We start from the raw sequence: 24,610 nt of genomic DNA, 5'->3' as shown, positions 1-24,610 counted from the left end.
CGGCGCCCCGCGCGGGTGGGGGGTTTGGGTCTTGCGCCGTTTTAATACACCGACGGGCCCCGTTGGGCCGCGTCCGCCCGCCCTTCGTGCGCAATTGCGCACGGGGGGCCGGGACGACACGGAAGTTGTGGCGAGCGACACGCTCCAATGCCGAGATCTAAGCCACCAGCGACAGCTTCGGCAGGCTTGCGACCACCGACTGGTTGCGGCCGCCGGCTTTTGCAGCGTAGAGCGCCTTGTCGGCGGCGGCGACCAGCAGCGACCAGTCCATGCCCGTGGTCGGAACGAGGCTCGCGATGCCGCAGGAGACCGTCGAGCTCGTGTGGTCGTCGGACCAGCCCTGCACCTTGGCGCGGATATTCTCGGCCACCTGAAGGGCGTCGGTGACCGAAGTACCCGGCAGCAGCACGGCGAATTCCTCGCCGCCATAGCGCGCGGCGCAGTCGCCTGCGCGGCTCACCGAATCGGAAATGCAGATGGCGATGCCGACCAGCACCTGGTCGCCGGCCTGATGGCCGAACGTGTCGTTGTAGGCCTTGAAGTGATCGGCATCGATCATCAAGAGCGCGATCGGCGTCTGCTGCCGCATCGCGCGGCGCCATTCCACGTCGATGACTTGGTCGAACTTGCGGCGGTTCTTCAGGCCGGTGAGCGCGTCGGTCGTCGCCATCTCCTCGAGCTTGCGCTCGGCCTCGGCGCGCCGGCCGATCTCGCGCGCGAGCACCAGCGTCGATGCCAGCATGAACAGGCTGAGCGCCAGCACCACGGCGCCGATGCGATAGGCTTCCCTCTGCCAGAGTTCGAACACGGCGCTCAGTGGCTTGCCCGCCACCACGAATAGCGGGCTGGTCCCACTACTGCGGACATAGAGCCGTGGCGTGCCGTCGATCGGCCCCTGTCCGGCGAATGCGCCGCCGACCTTCAGATTTTCGGCCTTCCAGACCGGCCGGGCGGCCAGATTCGTGCCGATCACGTCGAGATCAAACGGCCGCCGCATCATGACGGTACGGTCGCGCCTGAGCACGGTGATGGTGTCGTCGGGATCGAGGCTCAGCCGCTCGAACAATTGGTGGAAATAGCTGAAGCGGATCGATCCGGCGACGACGCCGAGGAAGCCGCCGTCGGTGTCGCTGATGCGCCGGCTCAGCACGATCGAATAAGCGCCGCGGAACAGCATGGGCCGGCTGATGAAGAGGCCCGCGTCCGGATTGTCGCGATGGGCCTTGAAGTAATCCTCGTCGCTCCGGTTCACGACAACGGGATCGAGCGTGGAGGCGTCGATGGTCAGCCGGCCGTCGGCGTCGAACACCTGGATCGCGCCGAAATGCCGCGCCGTGGTCGAATGGTCGAACAGGATGAGGTGACGGATCGGCTTCGAGACCGTGGCGATTTCCGGCAGCAGCATGTTGCTGGCGACCGCCTTGAGCGCCAGATCGTAGATCTCGATGTTGCGGCTGATGTCGGATTCGATGGTCGTCGCCAGGTTTTCCAGCGTCTGACGGGCGAGCGCCTCCTCGCCGTGGCGCATGTCCAGCATGACGTTGACGCAAATGGCGGAAAAGCCGATCACCGTCACCACGGACGAGATGATCAGCAGCTTCGCCGAAAGCCGCCATGGCCGGCGGGCCGTGACGTCGCGCCATCGAGACAACATCGTTTGCTCCCGACATTAGTGAATGCGCCCGAAAGCTTGAGCAGTGTTTAAGCCGGGACGGCGCTGCCGGAATGAGTTAAAAATTGGTTTCCGCGGCTCACGTTTTTGGGCAAAGCGGGGCTTCGACAGCGAAGAGGACAGCGGTGAACGACTACGACGCGTTGCGCGATTATCTGATGCGGCAGAAGCAGGCGGAATTCGTGCTGACCTATGAACAGATCGAAGAGATCATCGGCGCGGCCCTGCCGCGCGCGGCGAATCGTGCCTCATGGTGGGACAGCCTGCGCAGCCCGGACATCCAGATGCCGCAGCGCGAAGCCTGCCTCGCCGCGGGCTTTGTGGCGACGCGGATGCCGGACGGTGCGAGCGTGCGGTTCACGAAGCGCAAGAGTGACCGGCGGCGATAGCGCGTGCGCTCTCTTCCCTTCTCCCCTTGTGGGAGAAGGTGGCGCGAAGCGCCGGATGAGGGGTTGCATCCGCAATTAAGAGAGTAGCGTTCGGGGAGAGATACCCCTCACCCCCGCTCGCTTTGCGAGCGGACCCTCTCCCTCAAGGGGAGAGGGAAAGAAGAGCTAGCTCGCCGCTTCCAAGCGCACTTCCGTGAGCAGGCGCATCGCGGCGTCGGCATCCATGGGTTCGCCGAAGGCAAACCCTTGCGCATATTCGCAGCCCATCTGGTAGAGCTCGACCGCGTCGGAATCGGTCTCGGCACCTTCGGCGACCACGTCCATGCCGAGGTCGTGCGCGAGCGCGATGATGGACTTCAGGATCACCGGGCGGGTGCCGCGGTTGGTGGTGCGCACGAAGGATTGGTCGATCTTGATGGTGTCGAACGGGAAGCGCTGCAGATAGGCCAGCGACGAATGGCCGGTGCCGAAATCGTCGAGCGACAGCCCGGTGCCGAGCTCGCGGATGCGCGTCAGCATCTGCGCCGCATGCTCCGGATTCTCCATCACCAGCGATTCCGTCAGTTCCAGCTTCAGCGTGCCGCGCGCGACCGAGGAGCGCGACAGCACGGTGCGGATGTCGTGGATCAGGTCGTGGCGCAGCAATTGCCGCGAGGAGACGTTGACCGATGCGAAGATCGGCTCGCGCGAGCGCATCGCGCGCTGCCAGATCGAGAGCTGCTTGGCGGTCTGGTCGAGCACGAACATGCCGAGGTCGATGATCAGGCCGGTCTCTTCCGCGATGGTGATGAATTCCGACGGCGCCATGCGTCCGAGCTTGGGATGATCCCAGCGCACCAGCGCCTCGAAGCCGGCCACCGAACGGTCTTCGAGCCGCACGATGGGCTGGTACAGGATCGTGAGCTCCTGCCGCTCGATGGCGCGGCGCAATTCGCTCTCCAGCGTCAGCCGGTCGGTTTTTCGCGCACGCATCGCGGACTTGTAGACGTCGATGCGGTCGCCGCCGATGCGCTTGGAGTGATACATCGCAAGCTCGGCGTCCTTGATGATCTCGTCCGTGAGCTGAACTTGCGGATCGGACAAGGCGAGGCCGATCGAGGCCGTGAGAAAGATTTCGCGTTCGTTGAAGGCGATCGGCGCGCGGATGGTCTTGCGGATGGTCTCGGCGAAGGCGGTGATGCGGGCGGGGTCCTGCTCCGAGAGCAGGATCAGGCCGAACTGGTCGCCGGCGAGCCGCGCCAGCGTATCCTGCGGCTTCAGGATGCGGGTGAGGCGGCGGGCCAGCGTCAGCAGGATGGAATCGCCGACGGCGATGCCGACGGAATCGTTGACCTGCTTGAAGCGGTCGAGATCGATCACCATCAGCGTCGGCCGCAACGTCGGCATGGTCTTGGCGAAATGCGCGACGGCGCCGAGCCTGTCCATGAACAGCTTGCGGTTGGGCAGGCCGGTGAGATTGTCATGCACGGAATCGTGCAGCAGGCGCTCCTCGGCGTTGCGCAGCTCGGTGACGTCGGTGAGGGTGCCGACCACGCGCGAGACCTCGCCGTCGGAGCCGACCACCGGGCGCGCCTTCAGCGCGAACCACATGAAGTGACCGTCCGGCGTGCGCAGGCGGAAATCCTGCACCAGGCGGCCGCGGCGCTGGTCGAGCACGCTGTCGAGCGCGGCGCGGAAACGGTCCTGGTCGAGCGGGTGCAGCACTTCCAGCCAGGAGGCGGCCGGGCCTTCCAGCGTGCCGCGCTTGAGGCCGAGCAGGGCCTCGGTCTCGGGGCTGGTGAAGACCTTGTCGGCGGAAACGTCCCAGTCCCAGATCAAATCGCCGGAACCGGCCAGCGCCAGCGCGCGGCGCTCGATGTCGGAGACGACGCCGGTGGTGGCGCCGCCGCCGGCGAAGGCATGCTGCATCACCGTGAAGCCGATCAGCATCACAATCAGCACGAGGCCGCCGAGTAGCGCCGGGCCGACGATGTCGTTGGTGACGGAGCCTGCGACAGTCATGCCGGCCGCGACCACCCAGACCACCAGCAGGAACCAGGTCGGAATCAGCAGCACCGCGCGGTCGAAGCCGTGGGTGGAGAGATAGACGATCAGCGCGAAGCCTGCGAAGGCAATCAGCACCAGCGAGATGCGCGCGATGCCGGAGGCCACCGCGGGGTCGAACAGGGCCAGCGCCACCAGTGATCCCAGGAACGCGAGCCAGCCCACCGTGATGTGCGAATAGCGCACGTGCCATCGACTGAGATTGAGATAGGCGAACAGGAACACCAGCAGCGTCGCCGCCAGGATCGCCTCGCCCGCCGCGCGCCAGATGCGCTCGGCGTTGTTCGACATGTCGAGCACCTTGCCCCAGAAGCCGAAATCGACGCCGATATAGACCAGCACCGCCCAGGCCAGCGCCGCGGCGGCCGGGAACATGATGCTGCCCTTGACCACGAACAGGATGGTCAGCACCAGCGCCAGCAAGCCGGAGATGCCGATCACGATGCCCTGGTACAGCGTGAACGAGTTGACCTTGTCCTTGTAGGATTCAGGCTCCCACAGATAGAGCTGCGGCAGCTTGTCGGTGCGCAGTTCCGCGACGAAGGTGACGACGGCGCCGGGATCGAGGGTGATGCGGAAGACGTCGGCGGTCGGACTCTCCTGCCGCTCCGGCCGGTCGCCGATCGAGGGCGTGATAGTCGCGATGCGCGACAGCCCGAGATCGGGCCAGAGCAGCCCCGAGGAGACGATGCGGTAATGCGGGGCGACGATCAGGCGGTCGAGCTGGTCGTCGGTGTTGTTGGCGAGCGCGAACACCACCCAGTTCTGGCCGCCTTCGCGGGCGCGCACCTCGATGCGGCGGACGATGCCGTCGGTGCCGGGCGCGGTGGAGACCTGGATGCGGTCGGCGTCGCTGCGCTGATGCTCGAGCACGCCGGTGAGGTCGATCGCGGGCGCGTCACCGCGGACGCTGACAGCGTCGAGCGCGCGCGCCGGGAACGCGCAGACGAGAATCATGAGGCCCAGCGCTATGGGCGCGAGGCACCTGATCAGACGCAAGGTCAGTTCTCCGCGTTCGACGCAAACTCTTCGGTGCAGGCTCTTCGGTGCACGGCGTTTTCCGAACGGAACAAGGGGGTTCGGTGCGTCGCGATAGATGCCACGAAAGCAAGGAAAATCAAAGGGTTTCCGGCTTGCCCTGTGGGCCGCTGGCCTAGACCTCCAACACAATTTTGCCAATATGTGCCGAGGTCTCCATCCGCCGGTGCGCGTCGGATGCCTTTTCCAGCGGGAAAGTGCTGTCCATCAGCGGCTTGACCCGGCCTTCGCGCAAAAGCGGCATCACTTTCGCCTCGATCGCGGCCACCATCGCCGCCTTGTCCGCATTACTACGGGGGCGCAGCGTCGAGCCGGTATGGGTGAGGCGCTTCACCATCACCTTGGCGATGTTGACGGTGACCTTGGGCCCGTTGAGGGTTGCGATCTGCACGATGCGGCCGTCGAGCGCGGCGGCGTCATAGTTGCGATCGACATAGTCGCCGGCGACCATGTCGAGGATCAGATTGGCGCCGGCATTGTTGGTCTCCGCCTTGACCACGGCGACGAAGTCTTCCGTCTTGTAGTTGATGGCCCGATCCGCGCCGAGCTTGAGGCAGGCATCGATCTTGTCCTGCGATCCCACGGTGACGATCACCTTCGCGCCGAACGCTTTGGCGAGCTGGATCGCCATGGTGCCGATGCCGGAAGAGCCGCCGTGGATCAGCAGCGTCTCGCCGGCCTTCAGGCCGCCGCGCTCGAACACGTTGTGCCAGACCGTCATCAGCGTTTCCGGCAGTGCGCCGGCTTCCTTGATCGACAGCGACGGAGGCACGCTCATCGCCTGACCGTCCTGGGCAATGCAGTACTGCGCATAGCCGCCACCGGCGACCAGCGACATCACCTTGTCGCCGATCTTGTGCCGCTTGGCGTTGCTGCCGACGGCCACCACTTCGCCGGCGATCTCGAGGCCGGGCAGGTCGCTGGCGCCGGGCGGCGGCGGATAGGCGCCGGAGCGCTGCGCGACGTCCGGCCGGTTGACGCCGGCGGCCTGCACCTTGACCAGGATCTCGTCGGGCCCGGGCTGCGGCAGCGCCCGCTGTTCCGGCACCAGCACTTCCGGTCCGCCAGGTTTCGAGATGGCGACCACGGTCATTTGCGCGGGCAGCTTGTCCATGATGTGTCCTTGAGCAAAGGTGCGGGATGGAACGAGGCCATTGCTTAGCCAGCGCAATGCAGGCTGGCAACCGCCTCAGCCGCTTGTGATGCGAACGCAGGAGGAACAAGGATGGCGATGGAAGACGACGACCGTCCGCGCAAGAAGATCAGCCATGACATCGGACAGGATCTCTCACTCTTGTCAGTGGAGGAACTGACCGAGCGCATCGCGCTGCTCAAGGGCGAGATCTCAAGGTTGGAAGAAGCCACAACAAAAAAGCGCGCCTCGCGCGACGCGGCGAACAGCGTCTTCAAGTCGTAGAGCATTGGAAGGGGAAGCGCGCGCTGCTTCCACCGCGTCATGGCCGGGCCTGTCCCGGCCATCCACGTTCTCGATGTCTCGCCGAAAGAAAGAACGTGGATGCCCGGGACAAGCCCGGGCATGACGGGTTGATTGTTCCACCGCCCACTCGGCCACTGACCGACATGGCTAACGAACCCTCAAAATAATCGCTCGTTTACTCCACATTAAGCTTTCGAGTTTATGACTTGGAACTGTCCTTGTTTGGACACCGAGTGGCTCCTGTCCACTCTGTTTGACGCCTCCCTGTTATCAACTTTCAAAGCCGCCGGTTTTCCGGCGGCTCTTTTTTTGCGCCCAGCCCCACCTTTTTGAGGCTCGCCCGGATTGAATTCCGGGCAAAGACCCGCGGAAACCATATCCGCGCTTGTCACTGGACTCGGCGTCTCGCCCGCGCAATGATTTGTTCATCATAAGCCGGCGCCAAAGCCGGGCAGTCAGACAGTTGCGTAAGGGGCGTTAACCATGGAACGTTTGCAAGCCGAGGGCGCTCTCGTTCAACTCAGCGAGCGGTTCACCAATTCTGCGGCGTTCGGCGTCCTGTTCCGCGAGGGCATGGACCTGGTCGAGGAGACCGCCGCCTATCTCGATGGCGCCGGCCGCACCGAGGCCAAGGCGCTCGATCGTGCCGTCAGCCTCACCTATGCGACCGAGAGCATGCGCCTGACCACCCGCCTGATGCAGCTCGCCTCGTGGCTGCTGCTGCACCGCGCCGTGAAGGAAGGCGAGATGACGCTGGGCCAGGCCAATCGCGAAAAGACCAAGGTCAAGCTCTCCGCCGCCGATCCCGGCTCGACCGACACCATCGAGAAGCTGCCGTCGCAGCTCCAGGATCTGATCCATCGCTCGATGAGCCTCCAGACCCGTGTGCGCCGCCTGGACACCACCATCCACACGCCGCCGGTCGATCATTCCTCGATCGGCAATCCGCTGGTGCCGCACCTCAACGCGCTGAAGGCGGCGTTCGAGCGGTAAGCGCTCAACTCAAAACCGTCACCCTGAGGTGGCCGCTTCTTCAGCGGCCCTCGAAGGGCGACGGCCCGGCTGCATCTCGGCCATCCATCCTTCGAGGCTCTCGGCGCGATGCTTTGCATCGCGCCACTCCCACCTAAGGATGACGGGTCTGGTAGCGATGCGACGGTAGCTCCCCAAAACAAAAAACGCCCCCGGCTCTCCGGGGGCGTTTTCGTCTCCAGCCTTGAGGGGCCGGATCAATCCTTTTTGAGAAAGCCCGAAAACTTCTTCTGGAAGCGCGAGACGCGGCCGCCGCGATCCATCAGCTGCGCGTTGCCGCCGGTCCAGGCCGGGTGCGACTTGGGGTCGATGTCGAGGTTCAGCGTGTCGCCTTCCTTGCCCCAGGTGGAGCGGGTCAGGTACTCGGTTCCGTCGGTCATCACGACCTTAATCGTATGATAGTTCGGGTGAATTTCGGCTTTCATGGCAATTCCTCGGCGCCCCGGCGCCTCACTTGAGTGGCTATCGAATGACGGATTTGGCGCGGTCTATACCCCACGAGGCCCTGTAAAACAAGCCATTGCAGGGCCTTAGGTGGGGACCGGGCGGCCCCCTAAGGGACATCCCGGATTTGCCACTCCCGCTCGCCCGGCCTATCTGGAGCGGAGCACCTCTCTTTGTCTTTTGGTCGGATCTCATGAGCGCAGTTGAACGGCTTGAAACCGGGCCCGCGGAAGCCCCGTCGATCGAGGCCGACCTGATCGAGGCGCCGGCGAAAAGCCGCGCGAAGCTGCGGCCGCTGCTGGCGCTCGCGCCCTATGTTGCGCGCTATCGCGGCCGGGCGTCGCTGGCCTTCGTGGCGCTGACGATCGCGGCGCTGACCACCCTGCTGGTGCCGGTCGCGGTGCGCAGGATGATCGATTTCGGCCTGACGCCCGAGGGCATCGAGCTGATCAACAGCTACTTCTCGGTGATGATCGCCGTCGTCGCCGTGCTCGCGCTGGCGAGCGCCGCGCGCTACTACCTCGTGATGACGATCGGCGAGCGCATCGTCGCCGATCTCAGGCGCGACGTCTTTGCTCATCTGCTGTCGCTGTCGCCGGCTTTCTTCGATTCCGCGCGCAGCGGCGAGCTGGTGTCGCGCCTGACCGCCGACACCACCCAGATCAAATCCTCCGTCGGCGCCTCGGTCTCGATTGCGCTGCGCAACCTGATGATGTTCTTCGGCGCTGCCGCGATGATGGTGATCACCAGCCCGCGGCTATCCGGCTTCGTGCTGCTGGCCATCCCCCTGATCGTGCTGCCGCTGGTCGCCTTCGGGCGCTGGGTGCGGCGGCTATCGCGCAATGCGCAGGACACGCTGGCCGAGGCCTCCGCCTATGCGAGCGAGCTGGTCGGTGCGATCCGCACCGTGCAGGCCTATACCAGCGAGAGCCTCGCCGAGAAGCGTTTCGGCGGCGAGGTCGAGCAGGCCTATGAAGCCGCGCGCACGTCCACGCAGGCGCGCGCCGTGCTCACCGCCATCATCATCTTCATCGTGTTCGCCAGCGTGGTCGCGATCCTCTGGATCGGCTCGCACGACGTGCTCACAGGCACCATCACGCCGGGCCGGCTCGGCCAGTTCGTGCTCTATGCGGCCTTCGCCGCGGCCGGCCTCGGCCAGCTCAGCGAGGTCTGGGGCGAGATCTCGGCGGCATCAGGCGCTGCCGAGCGCCTGTTCGAGATCCTGCATGTGCAGCCGGACATCACCGCGCCCACTTCGCCGCGCGCGCTGCCGGTGCCGGCGCGCGGCGAAGTCGGCTTCGACCAGGTCAGCTTCGCCTATCCGGCGCGGCGCGACGTCAACGTGCTCGATGCCGTCTCGTTCACCGTGCGCCCCGGCGAGAAGGTCGCCATCGTCGGTCCCTCCGGCGCCGGCAAGAGCACGATCTTTCATCTGCTGTTGCGCTTCTACGATCCGCGCAGCGGCGCGATCTCGCTCGACGGCGTGCCGGTCAAATCCGCCGATCCGCGTGACTTCCGTTCGCGCATCGCGCTGGTGCCGCAGGAATCCAACGTGTTCGCGGCCAGCGCCCGCGACAACATCCGCTTCGGCCGGCCCGATGCCACCGACGCCGAGGTCGAGCGCGCCGCCGAGCTCGCGCACGCCGCCGAGTTCATCCGCCGCCTGCCCGAAGGTTTCGACACCCCGCTCGGCGAGCGCGGCGTGACGCTGTCAGGCGGTCAGCGCCAGCGCATCGCGATCGCCCGCGCCATCCTGCGCGATGCGCCGCTGCTGCTGCTGGACGAAGCCACCTCCGCGCTCGATGCCGAAAGCGAGACGCTGGTGCAGACCGCGCTGGAAGAGCTGATGCGCCACCGCACCACGCTCGTCATCGCGCACCGCCTCGCCACCGTGCTGTCCTGCGACCGCATCCTGGTGATGGACCAGGGCCGGATCGTCGAGCAGGGCACGCATGCGGAGCTGGTTGCTGCGAACGGGCTTTATGCCAGGCTGGCGCGGTTGCAGTTCGAGGGGGCGTGAGGCGAGGGCGCTTGGAACGCCGCTCCACTCACAGGTCATCACCCGCGAAAGCGGGTGATCCAGTACTCCGACACGGAAGTGATCAATCGATAAGCCGCGGCGTACTGGATTCCCCGCCTCCGCGGGGAATGACAGCGGAGGTTTTGGTAGGCGCTTCGCGCGACATCGTCTCCCTTCGCTACCGCCGTGCAGTCGAACGGACTCCGACTCCATTGGCTTCCGCCGATAGACGTCGGTTTGTGTCCCAAAGCAGTTTTCAAAGCGGCTCGAAGATCATCTGCCAGCCCTTTCGGGTGTCCATATATTCGCGAACCAGCTTGATGCGGTCGCCCGAAAGGACGAAGACGAAGCAATAGTCATTCTCGTAGGGCTTGCCTCCAGGAAGAGTGGCCCGCATCCGCTCCTCGACCACCACAGTGTTACCATCGGCATGAAGGCCCAGAAACGTGATCTCGACGTTCGAGAACAGATGGTGCATTTCCGCGGCAATGAAGCGTGCGATTTGATCCGGTCCAATCATGTGGTCGGTGTGCTTGAGAGCGACTGCGGTGGCGTTTCCGGCCGGCGCGATCCATTCGGCATCGGGAGTAAACAGCTCCGCGATCAAGCCGGCATCACGGGTTTTGAAAGTCTTCCAGGCATTGATGACGATCTCTTTAGGATTCGTGCTGTTCATTTCTTCTTCTCCAAGTGCTCAGCGGATCTGGGCTCTCTTATAGGAAGAGCGCATCGACATCGCTGGCCGGAATCGGACCTGATCATCTCAGGGCTATTCTTTTGGCGGCGGTCTACGCTAAAATGAGTCATGCTCAGTTTTGAGGTATGCAACACCGCGCGCTTGCAGCGTGATCCGCGCTATGACGGCCGCTTCTACACGGCAGTGAGGACCACGCGAATCTACTGCCGTCCGGTTTGCCCGGTGAAGCAGCCGTTGACCCGTAACGTGGCCTACTATCAAACTGCGGCGGCCGCCGAGGCCGCAGGATATCGGCCTTGCTTGCGTTGCCGTCCGGAGACCGCGCCCTTCTGTGCTGCCTGGAATGGCACGCGCTCGACAGTCGCGCGCGCCTTGAAATTGATCGATGGTGGCGCGTTGGACGACGGTTCGGTTGCTGCACTCGCCGATCGGCTCGGGGTAAGCTCGCGCCATCTTGCGCGTCTGTTCGAGCGGTATGTCGGGGCCAGCCCCCAGCAGGTAGCAAAGACCATGCGTGTACAGCGGGCGAAGCGCCTAATGGACGAGACGAATGATCAATTTGCCCAGATCGCCTACCGGTCCGGCTTTGGCAGCGTGCGCCGGTTCAACGCCGCCTTTCGCGAGCTCTATGGACGCTCTCCGTCCAGCATTCGCCAGCGTCGTAAAGTATCCGCGTGAGACAGGCATTGCCAACGTTGGTCAGCTTGTAGCCTTAGCCGACGTGCTCATCAGCTTTTTCTGAAGTCTGACAACCGCCTTAGCGGACTCCAGTCCCACAAAGCGAAAGTCGAATTGCAAAGGGCGGCAGCCAGAGCGCGGAACGATGTAGTGACTTTGCAGTTGTATGTTGTCCCCCCTCATCGGAGCCGGCCATTTGCAGACCCCTCAGTCAAAACTTGACGGGATCGACGATACCGCGCGACTTCAACTGCTCATCGATGCGATCGTTGATTACGCCATTTACATGATCGACATAGACGGCACCGTCCGCAGCTGGAACTCCGGCGCGCAGCGGCTGAAGGGCTACACGCCGGACGAAATCATCGGCAAGTCGTTCGCGTCCTTCTATACGCCCGACGATCGCACCAAAGGGCTCCCGGAGCGCGCCTTGAGCGTCGCAGCGCAAGCAGGCCGCTTCAGCGCCGAGGGATGGAGAGTCCGCAAGGATGGAAGCCGTTTCTGGGCATCGGTCATCATCGATGCCGTCCGCAACGAGGCTGGTGAGCTGATCGGCTTCGCCAAGGTCACGCGAGACGTAACCGAGCGTCAGCAAGCCCATGAAGAGCTTCTCCACAGCGAGCGGCGCTACCGTCAGCTGATCGAGGCGGTGGTCGATTACGCGATCTTTCAGCTCGATCCGCTCGGCAACGTGACAACCTGGAATCCCGGTGCGGAGCGAATCAAGGGTTACGCGCCGCCGGAGATCATTGGCCGGCATTTCAGCGCTTTTTACACGCCCGAGGACATCGAACTCGGTGTGCCCAAGCGTGCGCTTTTAGAGGCGGCGGAGCATGGGCGGTTTGAAGCGGAAGGGTGGCGCCTGCGAAAAGATGGCTCCCGCTTTTGGGCGTCGGTCATCATCGATCGCATTACGGACGAGGCCGGCAACATCGTCGGGTTTGCCAAGGTCACGCGCGACGTTACGGACCGGAAGCGCGCCGAGGACGAACTCAAACACGTTCAGGAGCAACTCGCCGCATCCCAAAAGCTGGAAGCGGTGGGGCAACTCAGCGGCGGAATCGCGCACGACTTCAACAATCTGCTGATGATCGTCCTTGGCAATCTCGAAACAGCTGAGCGGCACGCCAAGGCGCCCGGAGCCAATCTGAACCGGGCGCTCGCAAACGCGAAACGAGGCGCGCAGAGAGCCGCGGCGTTGACCAGTCGCTTGTTGGCATTTTCGCGACGACAGGCGCTCGATCCCAAGCCGATCAACGTGAACAACTACGTCAATGGTCTGCAGGAATTCCTCCAGCGTACGCTGGGGGAGAGCATCGAAGTCCAAACGGTCGGAAGTGCGGGTCTGTGGCAAATTGAAGCCGATGCCAATCATCTGGAGTCGGCCATCGTCAACCTGGCAATCAACGCTCGCGACGCCATGCCTGACGGTGGAAAGCTGACTCTGGAAGCTGCCAACATCGCCGCCGACGAGGATTACTGTCGGCTCAATCCGGAATTGGCGCCCGGTCAGTACGTCGCTATCTGCGTGACTGACACAGGCGTCGGAATGTCGCGGGACGTTCTCAATCACGCGTTTGAGCCCTTCTTCACCACGAAGGAGCCGGGCCACGGCACCGGGCTTGGGCTAAGTCAGGTCTATGGCTTCGTCAAACAATCCGGAGGCCACGCAAAAATCTATACCGAGGTGGGGCAAGGCACGACGATCAAGATGTATTTCCCGCGCTTCACCGGCAGTGTCCGACATGAGGAAGTGGCACCTGAGGAGCTCGCCGAGGGTGAGATATTCGAGACCATTCTCGTGGTCGAGGATGATGAAGATCTGCGCGTCTATATTTCTGACGTCCTTCGTGATCTCAACTACCGTGTCCTCTCGGCCCGCAGCGCCCAAGCGGCCCTGACCATTCTCCTGCAGGACGAGTCGAAGGTGGATCTTCTTCTCACCGACGTGGTCATGCCGGGGATCAATGGTCGCGAACTTGGCAGGCGCGCGCACCAAATTCGACCGGAGCTGAAAATCCTGTACATGACCGGGTATTCGCGTAATGCCGTCGTGCACCAGGGAAGGCTTGATGAAGGCGTCAATCTGTTGGAGAAGCCGATTTCCCAAGCGAAGCTTGCACTGAGGGTGCGAGAGATTCTCGACCAGAACGAATGAACTAGGCCTCAGATCGAGCGTCTTGACGATTTGAAGAGGTTAGTTCCGCCACAGATGCGCGCGCAATCGTAGGCTTCCGGAATTTCGGATAGGGCAGCCCGCCCCTGAGCCGCGTGTATGAACCTTGCAGTTCCACCAGATGTGGCGCCTAATCAGGTATCGCCGGCCAAAGGCTCGTCCGTAGGCGTCGGTGCCTGAGAGATGATTTGTGCTCCCGCCTCAACGGGAGTGCGCCTCATGGCCCAGCCATTCAGCAAGGAAACCCTCGAGCTTTTAGAGCGGGCGCAGCGAGCGATCGAGGAGTCGATCCGGCTTCGCGAAGACAGCCACCGCGCGATCCGCCAGGCCGAAAGCTGGCAGTTCGATCTCGAACTCCGCTTGAACCGAGAGCACATGGCAGCGAATTGACGAACAGCACCGCTTATCGGCACTTCGGCGACAGCGCCGGCACGTTCGGCCAGGGCCAGTTCTTCCAGCTCCCGTCCTCATCGACACAGGCCGATGCCCCAAGGCCATTCGTCGGAGCACTCGTGGTCTTGACCGGCGTGGCGAGGCGCTGGTCGACATAGCTGGTCGAGACATATCCGGCGACGATGACGCCGAGCAGGACCGAAGACCCCTTGGCCAGATCGCTCAGTTTCATGGGGCATCTCCATCCGCTTGCCGGCGCAACTTCCGAGCAGAACAAATAGCCGGCGTCCCGGGATCCCGACGTGACGGGCGTCACGCCCGCAAGAATCAAGCCCACCAGAATTAAGGCCGCCATTCCATCTTCAGCACGGGCCGGCCCGAGGTCGGGTTCACCTCGTCGCCGGCATGCGCAAAGCCGTTGCGCTCGTAGAAGCGGATGGCGCGGCTGTTGTCCTTGTTGACGAGCAGCGTCACGCCCGCGGGCGACAGGCGCTTGGCCTCTTCCACCAGCAGCCGCGCCGCGTCCGAGCCCCAATGCGCGGGATCGACCACGAGCTGGTCGAGATAGCCGGCGCCGTCGATGGTGACGAAGCCGGTGAGTGCGCCGTCCTGCTCCGCGACCACGATCGAAGCCTTTGGCACCAGATCCCTACGCCAGCGTTCGCGCCACCAGTCCAGGCGGGCCGCGAAGTCGATGTGCGGATAGGCCTGCTGCCAGGTGCGATGCCAGAGGTCGATCGCCGCGGCCTCGTCCTCGGGACGGTAAGGGCGGAGGTGGAGGGCGGTCATTTTACCATGGCCGTCATGCCCGGGCATAGCCGTCCGAAGGACGGCGTCGCTTCCGCTCGCCTATGCCCGGGCATCCACGTCTTTGTTCCGGCGCGGACCGAAGAACGTGGATGGCCGGGACGAGCCCGGCCGTGACGCTGGGATGAGCGTTGAGCTAATCCCACCTACCGCTCCGTCAGCTTCAGCTCGATGCGCCGGTTGCGCTTGTAGGCTTCCTCGGTGTTGGCGGTGTCGAGCGGCTGGAATTCGCCGAAGCCGGCGGCGACGAGACGCTGGGCGGGCACGCCGAGCGAGATCAGGTACTGCACCACCGAGATCGAACGGGCGGCCGAGAGGTCCCAGTTCGACTTGAAGTTCGGACCGTTGACCGGACGTACGTCGGTATGACCGTCAACGCGCAGCACCCAGGGGATCTCGTTCGGGATCTTCTTGTCGAGGTCGATCAGCGCGGTCGCGAGCGTGTCGAGCTCGGCGCGGCCTTCGGGCAGCAGCACCGCCTGTCCGGTGTCGAAGAACACTTCGGACTGGAACACGAAGCGGTCGCCGACGATGCGGATGTCGGGGCGGTTGCCGAGGATCGCGCGCAGGCGGCCGAAGAATTCCGAACGGTAGCGCGACAATTCCTGCACGCGCTGCGCCAGGGCGACATTCAGGCGAGACCCGAGATCGGCAATTCGGTTTTGCGATTCCTTGTCGCGCTTCTCGCTGGCGTCGAGCGCTTCCTCCAGCGCCGCCAATTGCCGCCGCAGCGCGCTGATCTGCTGGTTCAGCACCTCGATCTGCGCCAGCGCACGCGCCGAAACCGCCTTCTCGGAGTCCAAGGCCTTACCGAGCTCGGAGGATTTGCCTTGCGCATCGTTGCCGGCCGCGGCGAGCCCCTCATAGAGGCCCTTGATGCGGTCGCGCTCGCTCTCGGCCGAGGCGAGGCCGGCTTTCAGCGACGAGACCTGGTCGTCGAGCGTGAGCTTGCCGAGCTTCTCCAGCGACAGTAATTCGTTGAGCTGCGCGATCTTGGCGTTGAGCAGCTCCAGCGCCTTGTCCTTTCCGGTGACCTCCTGCGACAGGAAGAACTGCACGACCAGGAACACCGACAGCAGGAACACGATCGACAGCACCAGCGTCGACAGCGCGTCGACGAAGCCGGGCCAGTAGTTGAAGGAGGTATCGCCGCGGCGGCCGCGCGCCAGTGCCATGTCGCTAACCCTTCTCGGGCTGACGCGCGATGCGCTCCAGCAGGCGCCGGATCTCGCGGTTCTGCTCGCCCTGGCCGTCGGCCCATTCACGGATCATCTGCTGCTCGGTGCGCATATGCGAGACCAGCGCCTGGATGGCTTCGGCAAGGCTCGCCATCGCCGCAGTGGTGCCGCGGCTGCCGCTGCCTTCCTCGAGCACCGTGCGCAAGCGCTCGACGACAGCCTGAAGCTCGCCGCTGGCAATGCCGCCGCCACTGCCGCTGGCGGCGACAGCTACTTCGCCACTGCCATATTCGCGCACGGTGGTGGCAAGCCAGTCTTCGAGATCGGTGTAGAAACGGTTCTGCGCCTGGCTCGATTGCAGGTCGAGAAAGCCCAGGATCAGCGAGCCGGCGAGGCCGAACAGGGAGCTCGAGAACGAGATGCCCATGCCGCCGAGCGGGGCGGCCAGCCCCTCCTTCAGCGTGTCGAACAGGGCGCCGGAATCGCCCCCGACCTTGAGCCCGTCGATCACCTTGCCGACCGAGCCGACCGTCTCGATCAGGCCCCAGAAGGTGCCGAGCAGGCCGAGGAAGACCAGAAGCCCGGTCATGTAGCGGGAGATGTCGCGGGCCTCGTCGAGGCGGGTCGCGATTGAATCGAGCAGGTGCCGCATGGTGGTCTGGGTGATCGACATCCGCCCGGTGCGCTCGCCGCCGAGAATCATCGCCATCGGCGCCAGCAGCTTGGGGTGACGGGCGGGCGCAAGGCCAGGATCGGCGATGCGGAAATTGTTGACCCAGGAGACTTCGGGATACAGCCGGATCACCTGGCGGATGGCCAGGATAATGCCGATGAACAGTACGCCGCCGATCAGGGCATTAAGCCCGGGATTGGCGAAGAAGGCCTGGATGATCTGCTTGTAGAGCACCACTCCCACCAGGGCGCAGAGCACCAGGAAGACCAGCATCCGCACCAAAAAGACGCTGGGCGAAGAAAGCTTGGTGTATTCGATGTCGAGGGAAGAGCGGGGCGAGGCGCCTGGCGGCATGGCCGGTATCATCCGTTAACTTGCTTGCGGGGCGCACTATGGCACAGCGCCAGCCCAAAAAAAGCGCCGGATGCGCCGATTTCGGGGAGAGCTGGGGAACCCAGAGCTGAAACGGGGCTTTGGTACGGACGTACTTTCCTAATCCTCGGCATTCCACAGGTTCAAGTCGTACTTTTTCCCCTGCCGCCCAAGATCTGGCGCCCAAGATCTTCCGCCCAAGATCTGCCGCCCAAAGACGGAGTCGTCGCATGAGCGTCGTGTCCGCAATCATCGGGACTGCCGAACGGGTGCCGCTGCCTGATGTCGTGATCCGCGCGGCGATCCAGCGCCTGTGCTCGCGCACGGTGACGCGGCTGTCCGCGCTGGGCGGGGCCGACGATGCCGCCTTCGCCGGGCGGATGATGCTGCGGCCGATCGCCGAGGACCCGGATGTCGGCTATGACGAGGTGCCCGCTTCGTTCTTTGCGAAGGTGCTCGGTCCCAACCGCAAATACTCCTGCTGCTTCTACAAGACCGACGCGACCACCTTGCAGGAGGCCGAGGAGGAGGCGTTGCGCCAGACCGCCGAGCATGCCGCTCTCGCCGACGGCCAGACCATCCTCGAGCTCGGCTGTGGCTGGGGCTCGCTGTCGCTGTGGATGGCGCGGCAGTTTCCGCACGCCAAGGTGACGGCGGTGTCGAGCTCGCAGGCGCAGCGCACTTATATCGAAGAAGAGGCGCGGCTGCGCGGTCTCCTCAACCTGCGCGTGGTCACGGCGGACATCAACGTGTTCGCGCCCGACGGGCAATTCGACCGCATCGTTTCGGTCGAGATGTTCGAGCATGTGATGAACTGGCGCAAGCTGATGACGCGCCTGCGCGCGTGGCTCGCGCCGGAGGGGCGGTTCTTCATGCACATCGTCGCCCATCGCTCTGGCTCCCACCTGTTCGACCGGGCCGATCGCGACGACTGGATCGCGCAGCACGTCTCCACGGGCGGGCTGATGCCGAGCCATCACCTCGTCAGGCAGTTCGACGATATCTTCACGGTCGAGAAGGAATGGTGCTGGAGCGGCACGCATTATCAGCGCACCGCCAACGATTGGCTCGCCAATTTCGACGTGCGTCGCGATGCCATCGAGGCGGCCTTGCGCAACATCCATGGCGAGGAGACCGGCCAGCGAATGCGGCGCTGGCGCTGGTTCTTTCTCGCGACCTCCGGCCTGTTCGGCTACGCCGATGGAACCGAGTGGGGCGTTAGCCACTATCGGATGAAGGCGGCGGGGTAATTGCGCTGTTCCGTCGCAGCACGCCGCGAGGGAACTCGATTCACGATCCGGTGACTTTCCGAAACACTCGTTTTTTGAACGGGATAGCTCGTGTGACAATGAGCCGCCCAAGCTCTCATTGCGTCGCAGCAAACACCGATTATTTTCTTTTTCAAATCAGACTGTCCGGAACTTCTTCGGAAGACCAGCGATAGAACGGGGCGACTACCCTTATGTCAGCACTTCACGCGCGATCCGCCTGCATGGCCATAATGCTCGCGGTCGCGGCACCGCTTCTTGCGGGCTGCGATGAATCAAACTCTGCGATCGTCCAGGCGCAACCGACCGAACCCGACGTCAGCGTGGTGACCGTAAGACCGCAGCCGCGCGCGGTGGTGCGGGAACTCCCTGGCCGGATCGCGCCGACGCGGGTCTCCGATGTTCGGCCCCGGGTTTCGGGTATCGTGGTTGAGCGCCTGTTCCATCAGGGCAGCGAAGTGAAAGCGGGCGATCCGCTCTACCGTATCGATCCGCGCCCGTTCGAGGTCGAGGTATCGGCCAACGAAGCCGCGCTCGCCAAAGCGGAGGCTGGGCTGATGCAGTCCCAGCAACAGGCGCGCCGCATCGCCACGCTCACCAGCCAGCGCGCCGCGCCCGAAGCCGAGAACGAGAAGGCGATCGCGGCCGAGCGACAGGCTCATGCCGAGGTCGAGGGCCGCAAGGCCGACCTCGCGCGCGCAAAGCTCAATCTCGACTACGCCACCGTGCGCGCGCCGATTGACGGCGTTGTCGGTGCGGCCCTGGTCAGCGAGGGCGCGCTCGTGGTCCAGAACGAGACCAATCTGGCCACCATTCAGCAACTCGATCTGATCTACGCCGACTTCACCCAGTCGGTGAACGAGCTCAATCAGCTCCGCCGCGCCTTCGAGAGCGGCGATCTCGAACGTATTGCGCCCGGTGCCGTCAAGGTGCGTCTCGTGCTCGACGACAACACGATCTATCCGCTGAACGGCAAGCTCCTGTTCTCCGATGCCAAGGTCGACGCCAACACCGGTCAGGTGACCTTGCGCGGTGAATTTCCCAATTCAAAACGTGAATTGCTGCCTGGCATGTACGTTCGCGTACGAATCGAGCAGGGCATCGACAGCGACGCGATCGCGGTGCCGCAGCAGGCGATCCAGCGCAACGGCGGCGGCGGCAGCGAAGTCTTCGTCGTCAAGGACGATCACCGCGTCGCGGTGCAACCGGTGCGCATCGGTTCGGCGCAAGATGGCTTCTGGTTCGTCACCGAGGGCCTGAAGGCCGGTGATAGGGTCGTGGTGGAAGGCTTCCAAAAGTTCGCAGCTGGCGACAAGGTCAAGCCGCAATCCTGGGCCGAGGCCGAAGCCATCGTGGAAAGTCAACGCGCACAGATGATGCAGTAAAGCATCATGGCGAGCTTCTTCATCGACAGGCCGATCTTCGCCTGGGTCGTCGCGCTGTTCATCTGTCTGGTCGGCGCAATTTCGATTCCGCTGTTGCCGATCGCGCAGTATCCGATCATCGCGCCGCCCTCGATTTCGATCTCGACCAGCTATCCCGGCGCCTCGCCCGAGAACCTCTACAACAGCGTCACGCGGCTGATCGAGGAGGAGCTCAACGGCGCCTCCGGCATCCTCAATTTCGAATCGACCAGCGACTCGCTCGGCCAGGTCGAGATCATCGCCAATTTCGTGCCGGGCACCGACACCAGCGCCGCCTCGGTCGAGGTGCAGAACCGCATCAAGCGCGTCGAGGCGCGGCTGCCGCGCGCCGTGATCCAGCAGGGCATCCTGATCGAGGAAGCCTCCAGCGCGGTGCTCCAGATCATCACGCTGAACTCGACCGACGGCAGCCTCGACGAGGTTGGCCTCGGCGATTTCATGATCCGCAACGTGCTCGGCGAGATCCGCCGCATCCCCGGCGTCGGCCGCGCCACGCTGTATTCGACCGAACGCAGCTTGCGTGTCTGGGTCGATCCGGCAAAGCTGGTCGGCTATGGCCTGACTGCCGACGACGTCAACAAGGCCATTGCCGCGCAGAACGCACAGGTCGCTTCGGGCAGCATCGGCGCCGAGCCGTCGACCGCGACCCAGCGCACCTCCGCGCTGGTGCTGGTCAAGGGCCAGCTCTCGTCCCCGGACGAATTCGGCACCATCATCCTGCGCGCCAATGCCGACGGCTCGACCGTGCGGCTGCGCGACGTCGCGCGCATCGAGGTCGGCGGCCTCAGCTACCAGTTCAACACCCGTCTCGACGGCAAGCCGACCGCCGGTCTCTCCGTGCTGATGTCGCCGACCGGCAACGCGCTGGCGACCGCGAGCGCGGTCGAAGAGAAAATGAAGGAGCTGTCGCGCTTCTTCCCGGCCAACATCTCCTACGAGATCCCCTACAACATCACGCCCGTGGTCGAGGCCTCGATCAAGAAGGTGCTGTCGACGCTGGTCGAAGCCGTGGTGCTGGTGTTCGTGGTGATGTTCCTGTTCCTGCAGAACATCCGCTACACCATCATTCCGACCATCGTGGTGCCGGTGGCGCTGCTGGGCGCCTGTACCACGCTGCTGCTCGCCGGCTACTCCATCAACATGCTCTCGATGTTCGGCATGGTGCTCGCGGTCGGCATCCTCGTGGACGATGCCATCGTCGTGGTCGAGAACGTCGAGCGCATCATGGCCGAGGAGGGGCTGCCGCCCAAGGAAGCCACGCGGAAAGCGATGTCGCAGATCACCGGCGCCATCATCGGCATCACGCTGGTCTTGATGGCCGTGTTCGTGCCGATGGCATTCTTCCCGGGTTCGGTCGGCATCATCTACCGCCAGTTCTCCGTGACCATGGTCGCCGCGATCGGCTTCTCCGCCTTCCTGGCGCTGTCGCTGACGCCGGCGCTGTGTGCGACCTTGCTCAAGCCCGTCGCGGCCGGCCACGGTCACGCCAGGAAGGGCGTGTTCGGCTGGTTCAACCGCATGCTCGACGGCGGCAAGGAGGGTTATTCCCGCACCGTCGGCTTCTCGCTGAAGCGCACCGGCCGCTTGATGCTGGTCTATGTCGCGCTGCTCGCCGGCCTGTCCTGGGCCTTCGTCAATCTGCCCGGCGGCTTCCTGCCCGTCGACGACCAGGGCTTCGTCACCACCGACGTGCAGACGCCGTCGGATTCGTCCTACGGCCGGACCGAGGCGGTGATCGAGAAAGTGGAAAAATACCTGGCGCAGCGCCCGGGCGTCGACAACGTCACCTTCCTCACCGGCTTCAGCTTCTCCGGCCAGGGCATGAACACCGCGCAGGCCTTCATCACCCTGAAGGACTGGTCGGAGCGCGGGCCGAAGGATTCCGCTGCGGCGATCGTTACCGACATCAACCGCGATCTGTCGTCGACGATCCGCGACGCAAAAATCTCCGCGCTGCAGCCGCCGCCGATCGACAATCTCGGCAATTCCTCGGGCTTCTCGTTCCGGCTCCAGGATCGCGGCCAGAAGGGTTATCCGGCCTTGATGCGCGCCGCCGATCAGTTGATCGCGGAGGCCAACGCAAGCGCTGTGCTTCAGAAGGTCTATGTCGAAGGCCTGCCCGAGGCCGGCGTGGTCAATCTCGTGATCGACCGCGAAAAGGCCGGCGCCTTCGGCGTCACCTTCGAGGACATCAACAATACGATCTCGACAAATCTCGGCTCGAACTACATCAACGACTTCCCGAACCGCGGCCGCATGCAGCGCGTCGTGGTGCAGGCCGATGCACGCGACCGCATGCGGACCGAGGACATCCTCAACTACAACGTCAAGAATAGCCGCGGCCAGCTCGTGCCGTTCTCGTCCTTTGCCACCGTGGAATGGGCGCGTGGCCCGACGCAGATCACCGGTTTCAACTATTATCCGGCGGTGCGCATCTCGGGCGAGGCGAAACCCGGCTTCACCTCGGGCGATGCCATCGCCGAGATGGAACGGCTCGCCGGCAAGCTGCCGCGCGGCTTCGGCTATGAATGGACCGGGCAGTCGCTCCAGGAGAAGCTGTCGGGCTCGCAGGCGCCGTTCCTGCTCGGGCTCTCGGTGTTCGTGGTGTTCCTGTGTCTGGCCGCGCTGTACGAGAGCTGGACCATTCCGCTCGCAGTGCTGCTCACCGTGCCGCTCGGCATCGTCGGCGCTGTTGTCGCGGCGATGCTGCGCGGGCTGCCCAACGACGTCTATTTCACCGTGGGCCTGATCACCATCATTGGTCTCGCCGCCAAGGACGCGATCCTGATCATCGAGTTCGCCAAGGATCTGCGGAAAGAAGGCAAGCCTCTGGTGGACGCCACCATCGAGGCCTGCCGCCTGCGCTTCCGTCCGATCCTGATGACCGGCCTCGCCTTCATCTGCGGCGTGCTGCCGATGGCCATCGCCCATGGCGCCGGCGGCGCCAGCCAACAGGCGCTCGGCAGCATCGTGATGGGCGGCATGATCGCGGTGGTGATCCTGGCGCTGCTGATGGTGCCGGTGTTCTTCGTCTCGGTGCAACGCGTGCTGGGCGGGGATCGGGAGAAGGTGGCGAAAGAGGCCGAGATGTATGGGCCGCCCGCGCCGGCCAAGCTGTAAGGTGAGGTGTCATGCCCCGCGAAGGCGGGGCATCCAGTACGCCGCGGCCTTTCCGTACTCAACAGGCGTCTCTGGAATACTGGATCATTCGCCTTCGCGGATGATGACAGTCGGATTTGCGCTGGTGAGAGTCGGCCATTGAACGCCCGATCGGTCGGCTTGATTTCTCGGAGGCCTCAATCCAGACTGCATCCCTGGATTGAAACAACGTATTCGCACTCTGCCCGCGAATGCACAGGCGCCCGCCGATCGAGAGCATGTGATGCGTCCGACTGACATTGCGATCTCGAACTATCGCTCCATTCGGCGGCTCTCCATACCCATCCATCCCCTGTCGGTGTTTGTCGGCGAGAATGGAGTCGGCAAGTCCAATCTCTACAAGTCCTTGTCGCTGTTGCGCGACGCGGCGACCGGTCAGATCACCCGCACGATCGCCGATGAAGGCGGATTGAATTCGGTCTGCTGGTCCGGCCTACGCAAACGGGGCGAAGACGGGCGGCTGCGGCTGTCCGCCACATTCGACAGCATGAGCTATTCCATCGAGCTCGGGTTTCCGAGCCCGCTTCAGGCCGCGTTTTCCGGCGAGCCGATGATCAAGGCCGAAAGCATCGAAACGACGCGCGGCAAACGAACCGTCAAGCTGATGGAGCGGATCAATTCGCTCATCAGCGTCCGCGGCGAGAGCGGCGCCTGGAACGCGCACAAGGACGCGGTGCTGCCATCAGAGACCGCGCTTGCGGCTTTTTCCGATGGCAAGCAATGCCCGGAAATCGACCTGATCAGAAATGCCATGCTGGGCTGGCGATTCTATCATGACTTCCGCACTGATCCGGCGTCGCCGATACGAAAGCCATGTCTCGCGATCGCAACGCCCTCGCTCAGCGCCGATGGCATCGATTTGGCTGCCACCCTGGCGACCCTCTATGTCATTCGGGAAGACGCCAACAATTTGCAGGACGCAATCCAGGATGCATTCCCGGGCGCCGAACTCCGCGCATGGGAACAAAACGGCAGGTGTGAATTCGATCTGCAATTGCCGGATATGCCGCGGCCGTTCAGGGCTCATGAACTGTCCGACGGGACGCTGAAATACATCTGCCTGCTCGCGGTGTTCATGGGTTACCGGCTGCCGCCGTTCATCGCGCTGAACGAACCCGAGACCAGCCTGCATCCGTCGCTGCTGGCGCCGCTGGCCCGGCTCATCGCCAAGGCATCACGCCGCGCCGACATCTGGATTGTCACCCATTCGGAACAGCTGATGGACGCGCTGCGAAGCGAGAGTTCGGTCCCGCTTCGCCGGGTCATCAAGTCGAAAGGCGCCACAGCCATCGAGGGCCTGACCATTGGCGGTGAATATCGCGACGATGAAGATGACAAGGACGACGAGTAGCCGCGGCAGATCGAGCCGTCGTGCTACTGCGTCCTACTTCCGCAAAATCTTCGCCAATTCCCCCGTGCACGAACTCATTGCCGCACACGACATTGCAGGTCACCAGCGCATCGCCCGGCGTGTCGATGTGGCTGATCGTGTCGCCCGCCTCGCGCAGCATGATCATACCCGCCGCGATGTACCAGGATTGCAGATTGCGCTCCCAGTAGCCGTCGAGGCGGCCGGCGGCGACGAAGGCGAGATCGAGCAACGTTGGTCAGGCTTCGTGCTGGATCGCTCGCGGGCGGCGTGAGCCAAAGATTCAACTTTCGGTGGATTCGATTCCATGCATAATCGCTCCGGGGAAATTTTAGGGGGC

20 protein-coding genes and 1 pseudogene are annotated in these 24,610 nt (G+C 64.0%); 11 read left to right on the top strand and 10 right to left on the bottom strand.

Annotated features, from left to right (window positions below; genetic code table 11):
- Positions 1–157: 157 nt before the first annotated feature.
- Entirely contained in the window at positions 158–1,654 is a 1,497-nt protein-coding gene (locus tag AC0L21_RS30615; RefSeq protein ID WP_473265393.1) for a sensor domain-containing diguanylate cyclase, read from the bottom strand.
- 143 nt (positions 1,655–1,797) lie between these two features.
- Between AC0L21_RS30615 and AC0L21_RS30610 the strand changes: the two genes are divergently transcribed.
- Positions 1,798–2,061, top strand: a complete 264-nt coding sequence (locus AC0L21_RS30610) for a DUF7662 domain-containing protein (protein WP_473265390.1) — start codon at positions 1,798–1,800, stop codon at positions 2,059–2,061.
- Positions 2,062–2,226: 165 nt separating this feature from the next.
- On the opposite strand, the gene AC0L21_RS30605 is transcribed toward AC0L21_RS30610, so the two are convergent.
- Both AC0L21_RS30605 and AC0L21_RS30600 read right to left on the bottom strand, forming a co-directional pair.
- Positions 2,227–5,103 carry an EAL domain-containing protein gene (locus AC0L21_RS30605; protein ID WP_473265388.1) on the bottom strand — a complete coding sequence of 959 codons (2,877 nt, stop codon included), beginning with the start codon at positions 5,101–5,103 and terminating at the stop codon, positions 2,227–2,229.
- 154 nt (positions 5,104–5,257) lie between these two features.
- A complete protein-coding gene (locus AC0L21_RS30600) occupies positions 5,258–6,256 on the bottom strand; it encodes an NAD(P)H-quinone oxidoreductase (RefSeq protein WP_007605500.1) in 999 nt (332 codons plus the stop codon).
- Between the two features lie 111 nt (positions 6,257–6,367).
- Between AC0L21_RS30600 and AC0L21_RS30595 the strand changes: the two genes are divergently transcribed.
- Positions 6,368–6,559: a DUF1192 domain-containing protein gene (locus AC0L21_RS30595; RefSeq protein WP_473265387.1), complete on the top strand. Its 192-nt coding sequence runs from the start codon at positions 6,368–6,370 to the stop codon at positions 6,557–6,559.
- Between the two features lie 504 nt (positions 6,560–7,063).
- Positions 7,064–7,573, top strand: coding sequence for a protease adaptor protein RcdA (rcdA, locus tag AC0L21_RS30590; RefSeq protein ID WP_007605503.1), 510 nt, complete (start codon positions 7,064–7,066; stop codon positions 7,571–7,573).
- A 236-nt stretch (positions 7,574–7,809) separates the two neighbouring features.
- On the opposite strand, the gene rpmE is transcribed toward rcdA, so the two are convergent.
- Positions 7,810–8,037 carry a 50S ribosomal protein L31 gene (rpmE, locus tag AC0L21_RS30585; protein ID WP_007599895.1) on the bottom strand — a complete coding sequence of 76 codons (228 nt, stop codon included), beginning with the start codon at positions 8,035–8,037 and terminating at the stop codon, positions 7,810–7,812.
- Between the two features lie 212 nt (positions 8,038–8,249).
- On the opposite strand from rpmE, the gene AC0L21_RS30580 reads away from it, so the two are divergent.
- Positions 8,250–10,076 (top strand): ABC transporter ATP-binding protein/permease, encoded by a 1,827-nt coding sequence (locus AC0L21_RS30580; RefSeq protein WP_473265386.1) that lies wholly within the window; start codon positions 8,250–8,252, stop codon positions 10,074–10,076.
- 256 nt (positions 10,077–10,332) lie between these two features.
- On the opposite strand, the gene AC0L21_RS30575 is transcribed toward AC0L21_RS30580, so the two are convergent.
- Entirely contained in the window at positions 10,333–10,752 is a 420-nt protein-coding gene (locus AC0L21_RS30575; RefSeq protein WP_473265383.1) for a nuclear transport factor 2 family protein, read from the bottom strand.
- 129 nt (positions 10,753–10,881) lie between these two features.
- Between AC0L21_RS30575 and AC0L21_RS30570 the strand changes: the two genes are divergently transcribed.
- The 3 genes from AC0L21_RS30570 (at position 10,882) to AC0L21_RS30560 (ending at position 14,017) form a co-directional block, all read left to right on the top strand.
- Positions 10,882–11,451: a bifunctional transcriptional activator/DNA repair enzyme AdaA gene (locus tag AC0L21_RS30570; protein ID WP_473265381.1), complete on the top strand. Its 570-nt coding sequence runs from the start codon at positions 10,882–10,884 to the stop codon at positions 11,449–11,451.
- Between the two features lie 166 nt (positions 11,452–11,617).
- Positions 11,618–13,609, top strand: coding sequence for a hybrid sensor histidine kinase/response regulator (locus AC0L21_RS30565; RefSeq protein ID WP_473265379.1), 1,992 nt, complete (start codon positions 11,618–11,620; stop codon positions 13,607–13,609).
- A 237-nt stretch (positions 13,610–13,846) separates the two neighbouring features.
- Positions 13,847–14,017 (top strand): hypothetical protein, encoded by a 171-nt coding sequence (locus AC0L21_RS30560; protein ID WP_473265377.1) that lies wholly within the window; start codon positions 13,847–13,849, stop codon positions 14,015–14,017.
- Positions 14,018–14,030: 13 nt separating this feature from the next.
- Here AC0L21_RS30560 and AC0L21_RS30555 read toward each other — a convergent pair whose 3' ends face one another.
- The 4 genes from AC0L21_RS30555 to AC0L21_RS30540 all read right to left on the bottom strand — a co-directional run bounded on the left by AC0L21_RS30555 (position 14,031) and on the right by AC0L21_RS30540 (position 17,032).
- The gene (locus AC0L21_RS30555) at positions 14,031–14,252 is read right to left on the bottom strand and encodes a hypothetical protein (protein WP_473265375.1); all 222 of its coding nucleotides are present in this window, start codon (positions 14,250–14,252) and stop codon (positions 14,031–14,033) included.
- 110 nt (positions 14,253–14,362) lie between these two features.
- A complete protein-coding gene (locus AC0L21_RS30550) occupies positions 14,363–14,809 on the bottom strand; it encodes a GNAT family N-acetyltransferase (RefSeq protein ID WP_473265373.1) in 447 nt (148 codons plus the stop codon).
- Positions 14,810–14,973: 164 nt separating this feature from the next.
- Positions 14,974–16,002, bottom strand: coding sequence for a peptidoglycan -binding protein (locus AC0L21_RS30545; protein ID WP_473265371.1), 1,029 nt, complete (start codon positions 16,000–16,002; stop codon positions 14,974–14,976).
- Between the two features lie 4 nt (positions 16,003–16,006).
- Complete coding sequence (locus AC0L21_RS30540; protein WP_473265369.1) at positions 16,007–17,032, bottom strand: flagellar motor protein MotA; 1,026 nt, start codon at positions 17,030–17,032, stop codon at positions 16,007–16,009.
- Between the two features lie 248 nt (positions 17,033–17,280).
- Between AC0L21_RS30540 and AC0L21_RS30535 the strand changes: the two genes are divergently transcribed.
- The 4 genes from AC0L21_RS30535 to AC0L21_RS30520 all read left to right on the top strand — a co-directional run bounded on the left by AC0L21_RS30535 (position 17,281) and on the right by AC0L21_RS30520 (position 24,252).
- Complete coding sequence (locus AC0L21_RS30535) at positions 17,281–18,300, top strand: SAM-dependent methyltransferase (RefSeq protein WP_473265367.1); 1,020 nt, start codon at positions 17,281–17,283, stop codon at positions 18,298–18,300.
- 212 nt (positions 18,301–18,512) lie between these two features.
- Positions 18,513–19,703, top strand: coding sequence for an efflux RND transporter periplasmic adaptor subunit (locus tag AC0L21_RS30530; RefSeq protein WP_473265365.1), 1,191 nt, complete (start codon positions 18,513–18,515; stop codon positions 19,701–19,703).
- Positions 19,704–19,709: 6 nt separating this feature from the next.
- Positions 19,710–22,862, top strand: coding sequence for a multidrug efflux RND transporter permease subunit (locus tag AC0L21_RS30525; RefSeq protein WP_473265363.1), 3,153 nt, complete (start codon positions 19,710–19,712; stop codon positions 22,860–22,862).
- A gap of 262 nt (positions 22,863–23,124) precedes the next feature.
- Positions 23,125–24,252: an AAA family ATPase gene (locus AC0L21_RS30520; protein WP_473265360.1), complete on the top strand. Its 1,128-nt coding sequence runs from the start codon at positions 23,125–23,127 to the stop codon at positions 24,250–24,252.
- A 33-nt stretch (positions 24,253–24,285) separates the two neighbouring features.
- Here AC0L21_RS30520 and AC0L21_RS30515 read toward each other — a convergent pair.
- Positions 24,286–24,499 (bottom strand): annotated as a pseudogene (locus tag AC0L21_RS30515) (inositol monophosphatase family protein); the annotation flags it as partial.
- Positions 24,500–24,610 lie beyond the last annotated feature (111 nt).

The sequence above is a fragment of the Bradyrhizobium sp. WSM4873 genome (genome assembly GCF_055811355.1).
The sequence above is the reverse complement of the archived record's forward strand: the minus strand, read 5'-3'. Positions and strand labels throughout refer to the sequence as shown.

What these genes read in the sequence shown, in the direction of transcription:
- AC0L21_RS30615 (WP_473265393.1), bottom strand. Translation starts at nt 1,654, where the DNA reads ATGTTGTCTCGATGGCGCGACGTCACGGCCCGCCGGCCATGGCGGCTT.
- AC0L21_RS30600 (WP_007605500.1), bottom strand. Translation starts at nt 6,256, where the DNA reads ATGGACAAGCTGCCCGCGCAAATGACCGTGGTCGCCATCTCGAAACCT.
- AC0L21_RS30595 (WP_473265387.1), top strand. Translation starts at nt 6,368, where the DNA reads ATGGCGATGGAAGACGACGACCGTCCGCGCAAGAAGATCAGCCATGAC.
- rcdA (WP_007605503.1), top strand. Translation starts at nt 7,064, where the DNA reads ATGGAACGTTTGCAAGCCGAGGGCGCTCTCGTTCAACTCAGCGAGCGG.
- rpmE (WP_007599895.1), bottom strand. Translation starts at nt 8,037, where the DNA reads ATGAAAGCCGAAATTCACCCGAACTATCATACGATTAAGGTCGTGATG.
- AC0L21_RS30580 (WP_473265386.1), top strand. Translation starts at nt 8,250, where the DNA reads ATGAGCGCAGTTGAACGGCTTGAAACCGGGCCCGCGGAAGCCCCGTCG.
- AC0L21_RS30575 (WP_473265383.1), bottom strand. Translation starts at nt 10,752, where the DNA reads ATGAACAGCACGAATCCTAAAGAGATCGTCATCAATGCCTGGAAGACT.
- AC0L21_RS30570 (WP_473265381.1), top strand. Translation starts at nt 10,882, where the DNA reads ATGCTCAGTTTTGAGGTATGCAACACCGCGCGCTTGCAGCGTGATCCG.
- AC0L21_RS30565 (WP_473265379.1), top strand. Translation starts at nt 11,618, where the DNA reads ATGTTGTCCCCCCTCATCGGAGCCGGCCATTTGCAGACCCCTCAGTCA.
- AC0L21_RS30560 (WP_473265377.1), top strand. Translation starts at nt 13,847, where the DNA reads ATGGCCCAGCCATTCAGCAAGGAAACCCTCGAGCTTTTAGAGCGGGCG.
- AC0L21_RS30555 (WP_473265375.1), bottom strand. Translation starts at nt 14,252, where the DNA reads ATGAAACTGAGCGATCTGGCCAAGGGGTCTTCGGTCCTGCTCGGCGTC.
- AC0L21_RS30550 (WP_473265373.1), bottom strand. Translation starts at nt 14,809, where the DNA reads ATGACCGCCCTCCACCTCCGCCCTTACCGTCCCGAGGACGAGGCCGCG.
- AC0L21_RS30545 (WP_473265371.1), bottom strand. Translation starts at nt 16,002, where the DNA reads ATGGCACTGGCGCGCGGCCGCCGCGGCGATACCTCCTTCAACTACTGG.
- AC0L21_RS30540 (WP_473265369.1), bottom strand. Translation starts at nt 17,032, where the DNA reads ATGCCGCCAGGCGCCTCGCCCCGCTCTTCCCTCGACATCGAATACACC.
- AC0L21_RS30535 (WP_473265367.1), top strand. Translation starts at nt 17,281, where the DNA reads ATGAGCGTCGTGTCCGCAATCATCGGGACTGCCGAACGGGTGCCGCTG.
- AC0L21_RS30530 (WP_473265365.1), top strand. Translation starts at nt 18,513, where the DNA reads ATGTCAGCACTTCACGCGCGATCCGCCTGCATGGCCATAATGCTCGCG.
- AC0L21_RS30525 (WP_473265363.1), top strand. Translation starts at nt 19,710, where the DNA reads ATGGCGAGCTTCTTCATCGACAGGCCGATCTTCGCCTGGGTCGTCGCG.
- AC0L21_RS30520 (WP_473265360.1), top strand. Translation starts at nt 23,125, where the DNA reads ATGCGTCCGACTGACATTGCGATCTCGAACTATCGCTCCATTCGGCGG.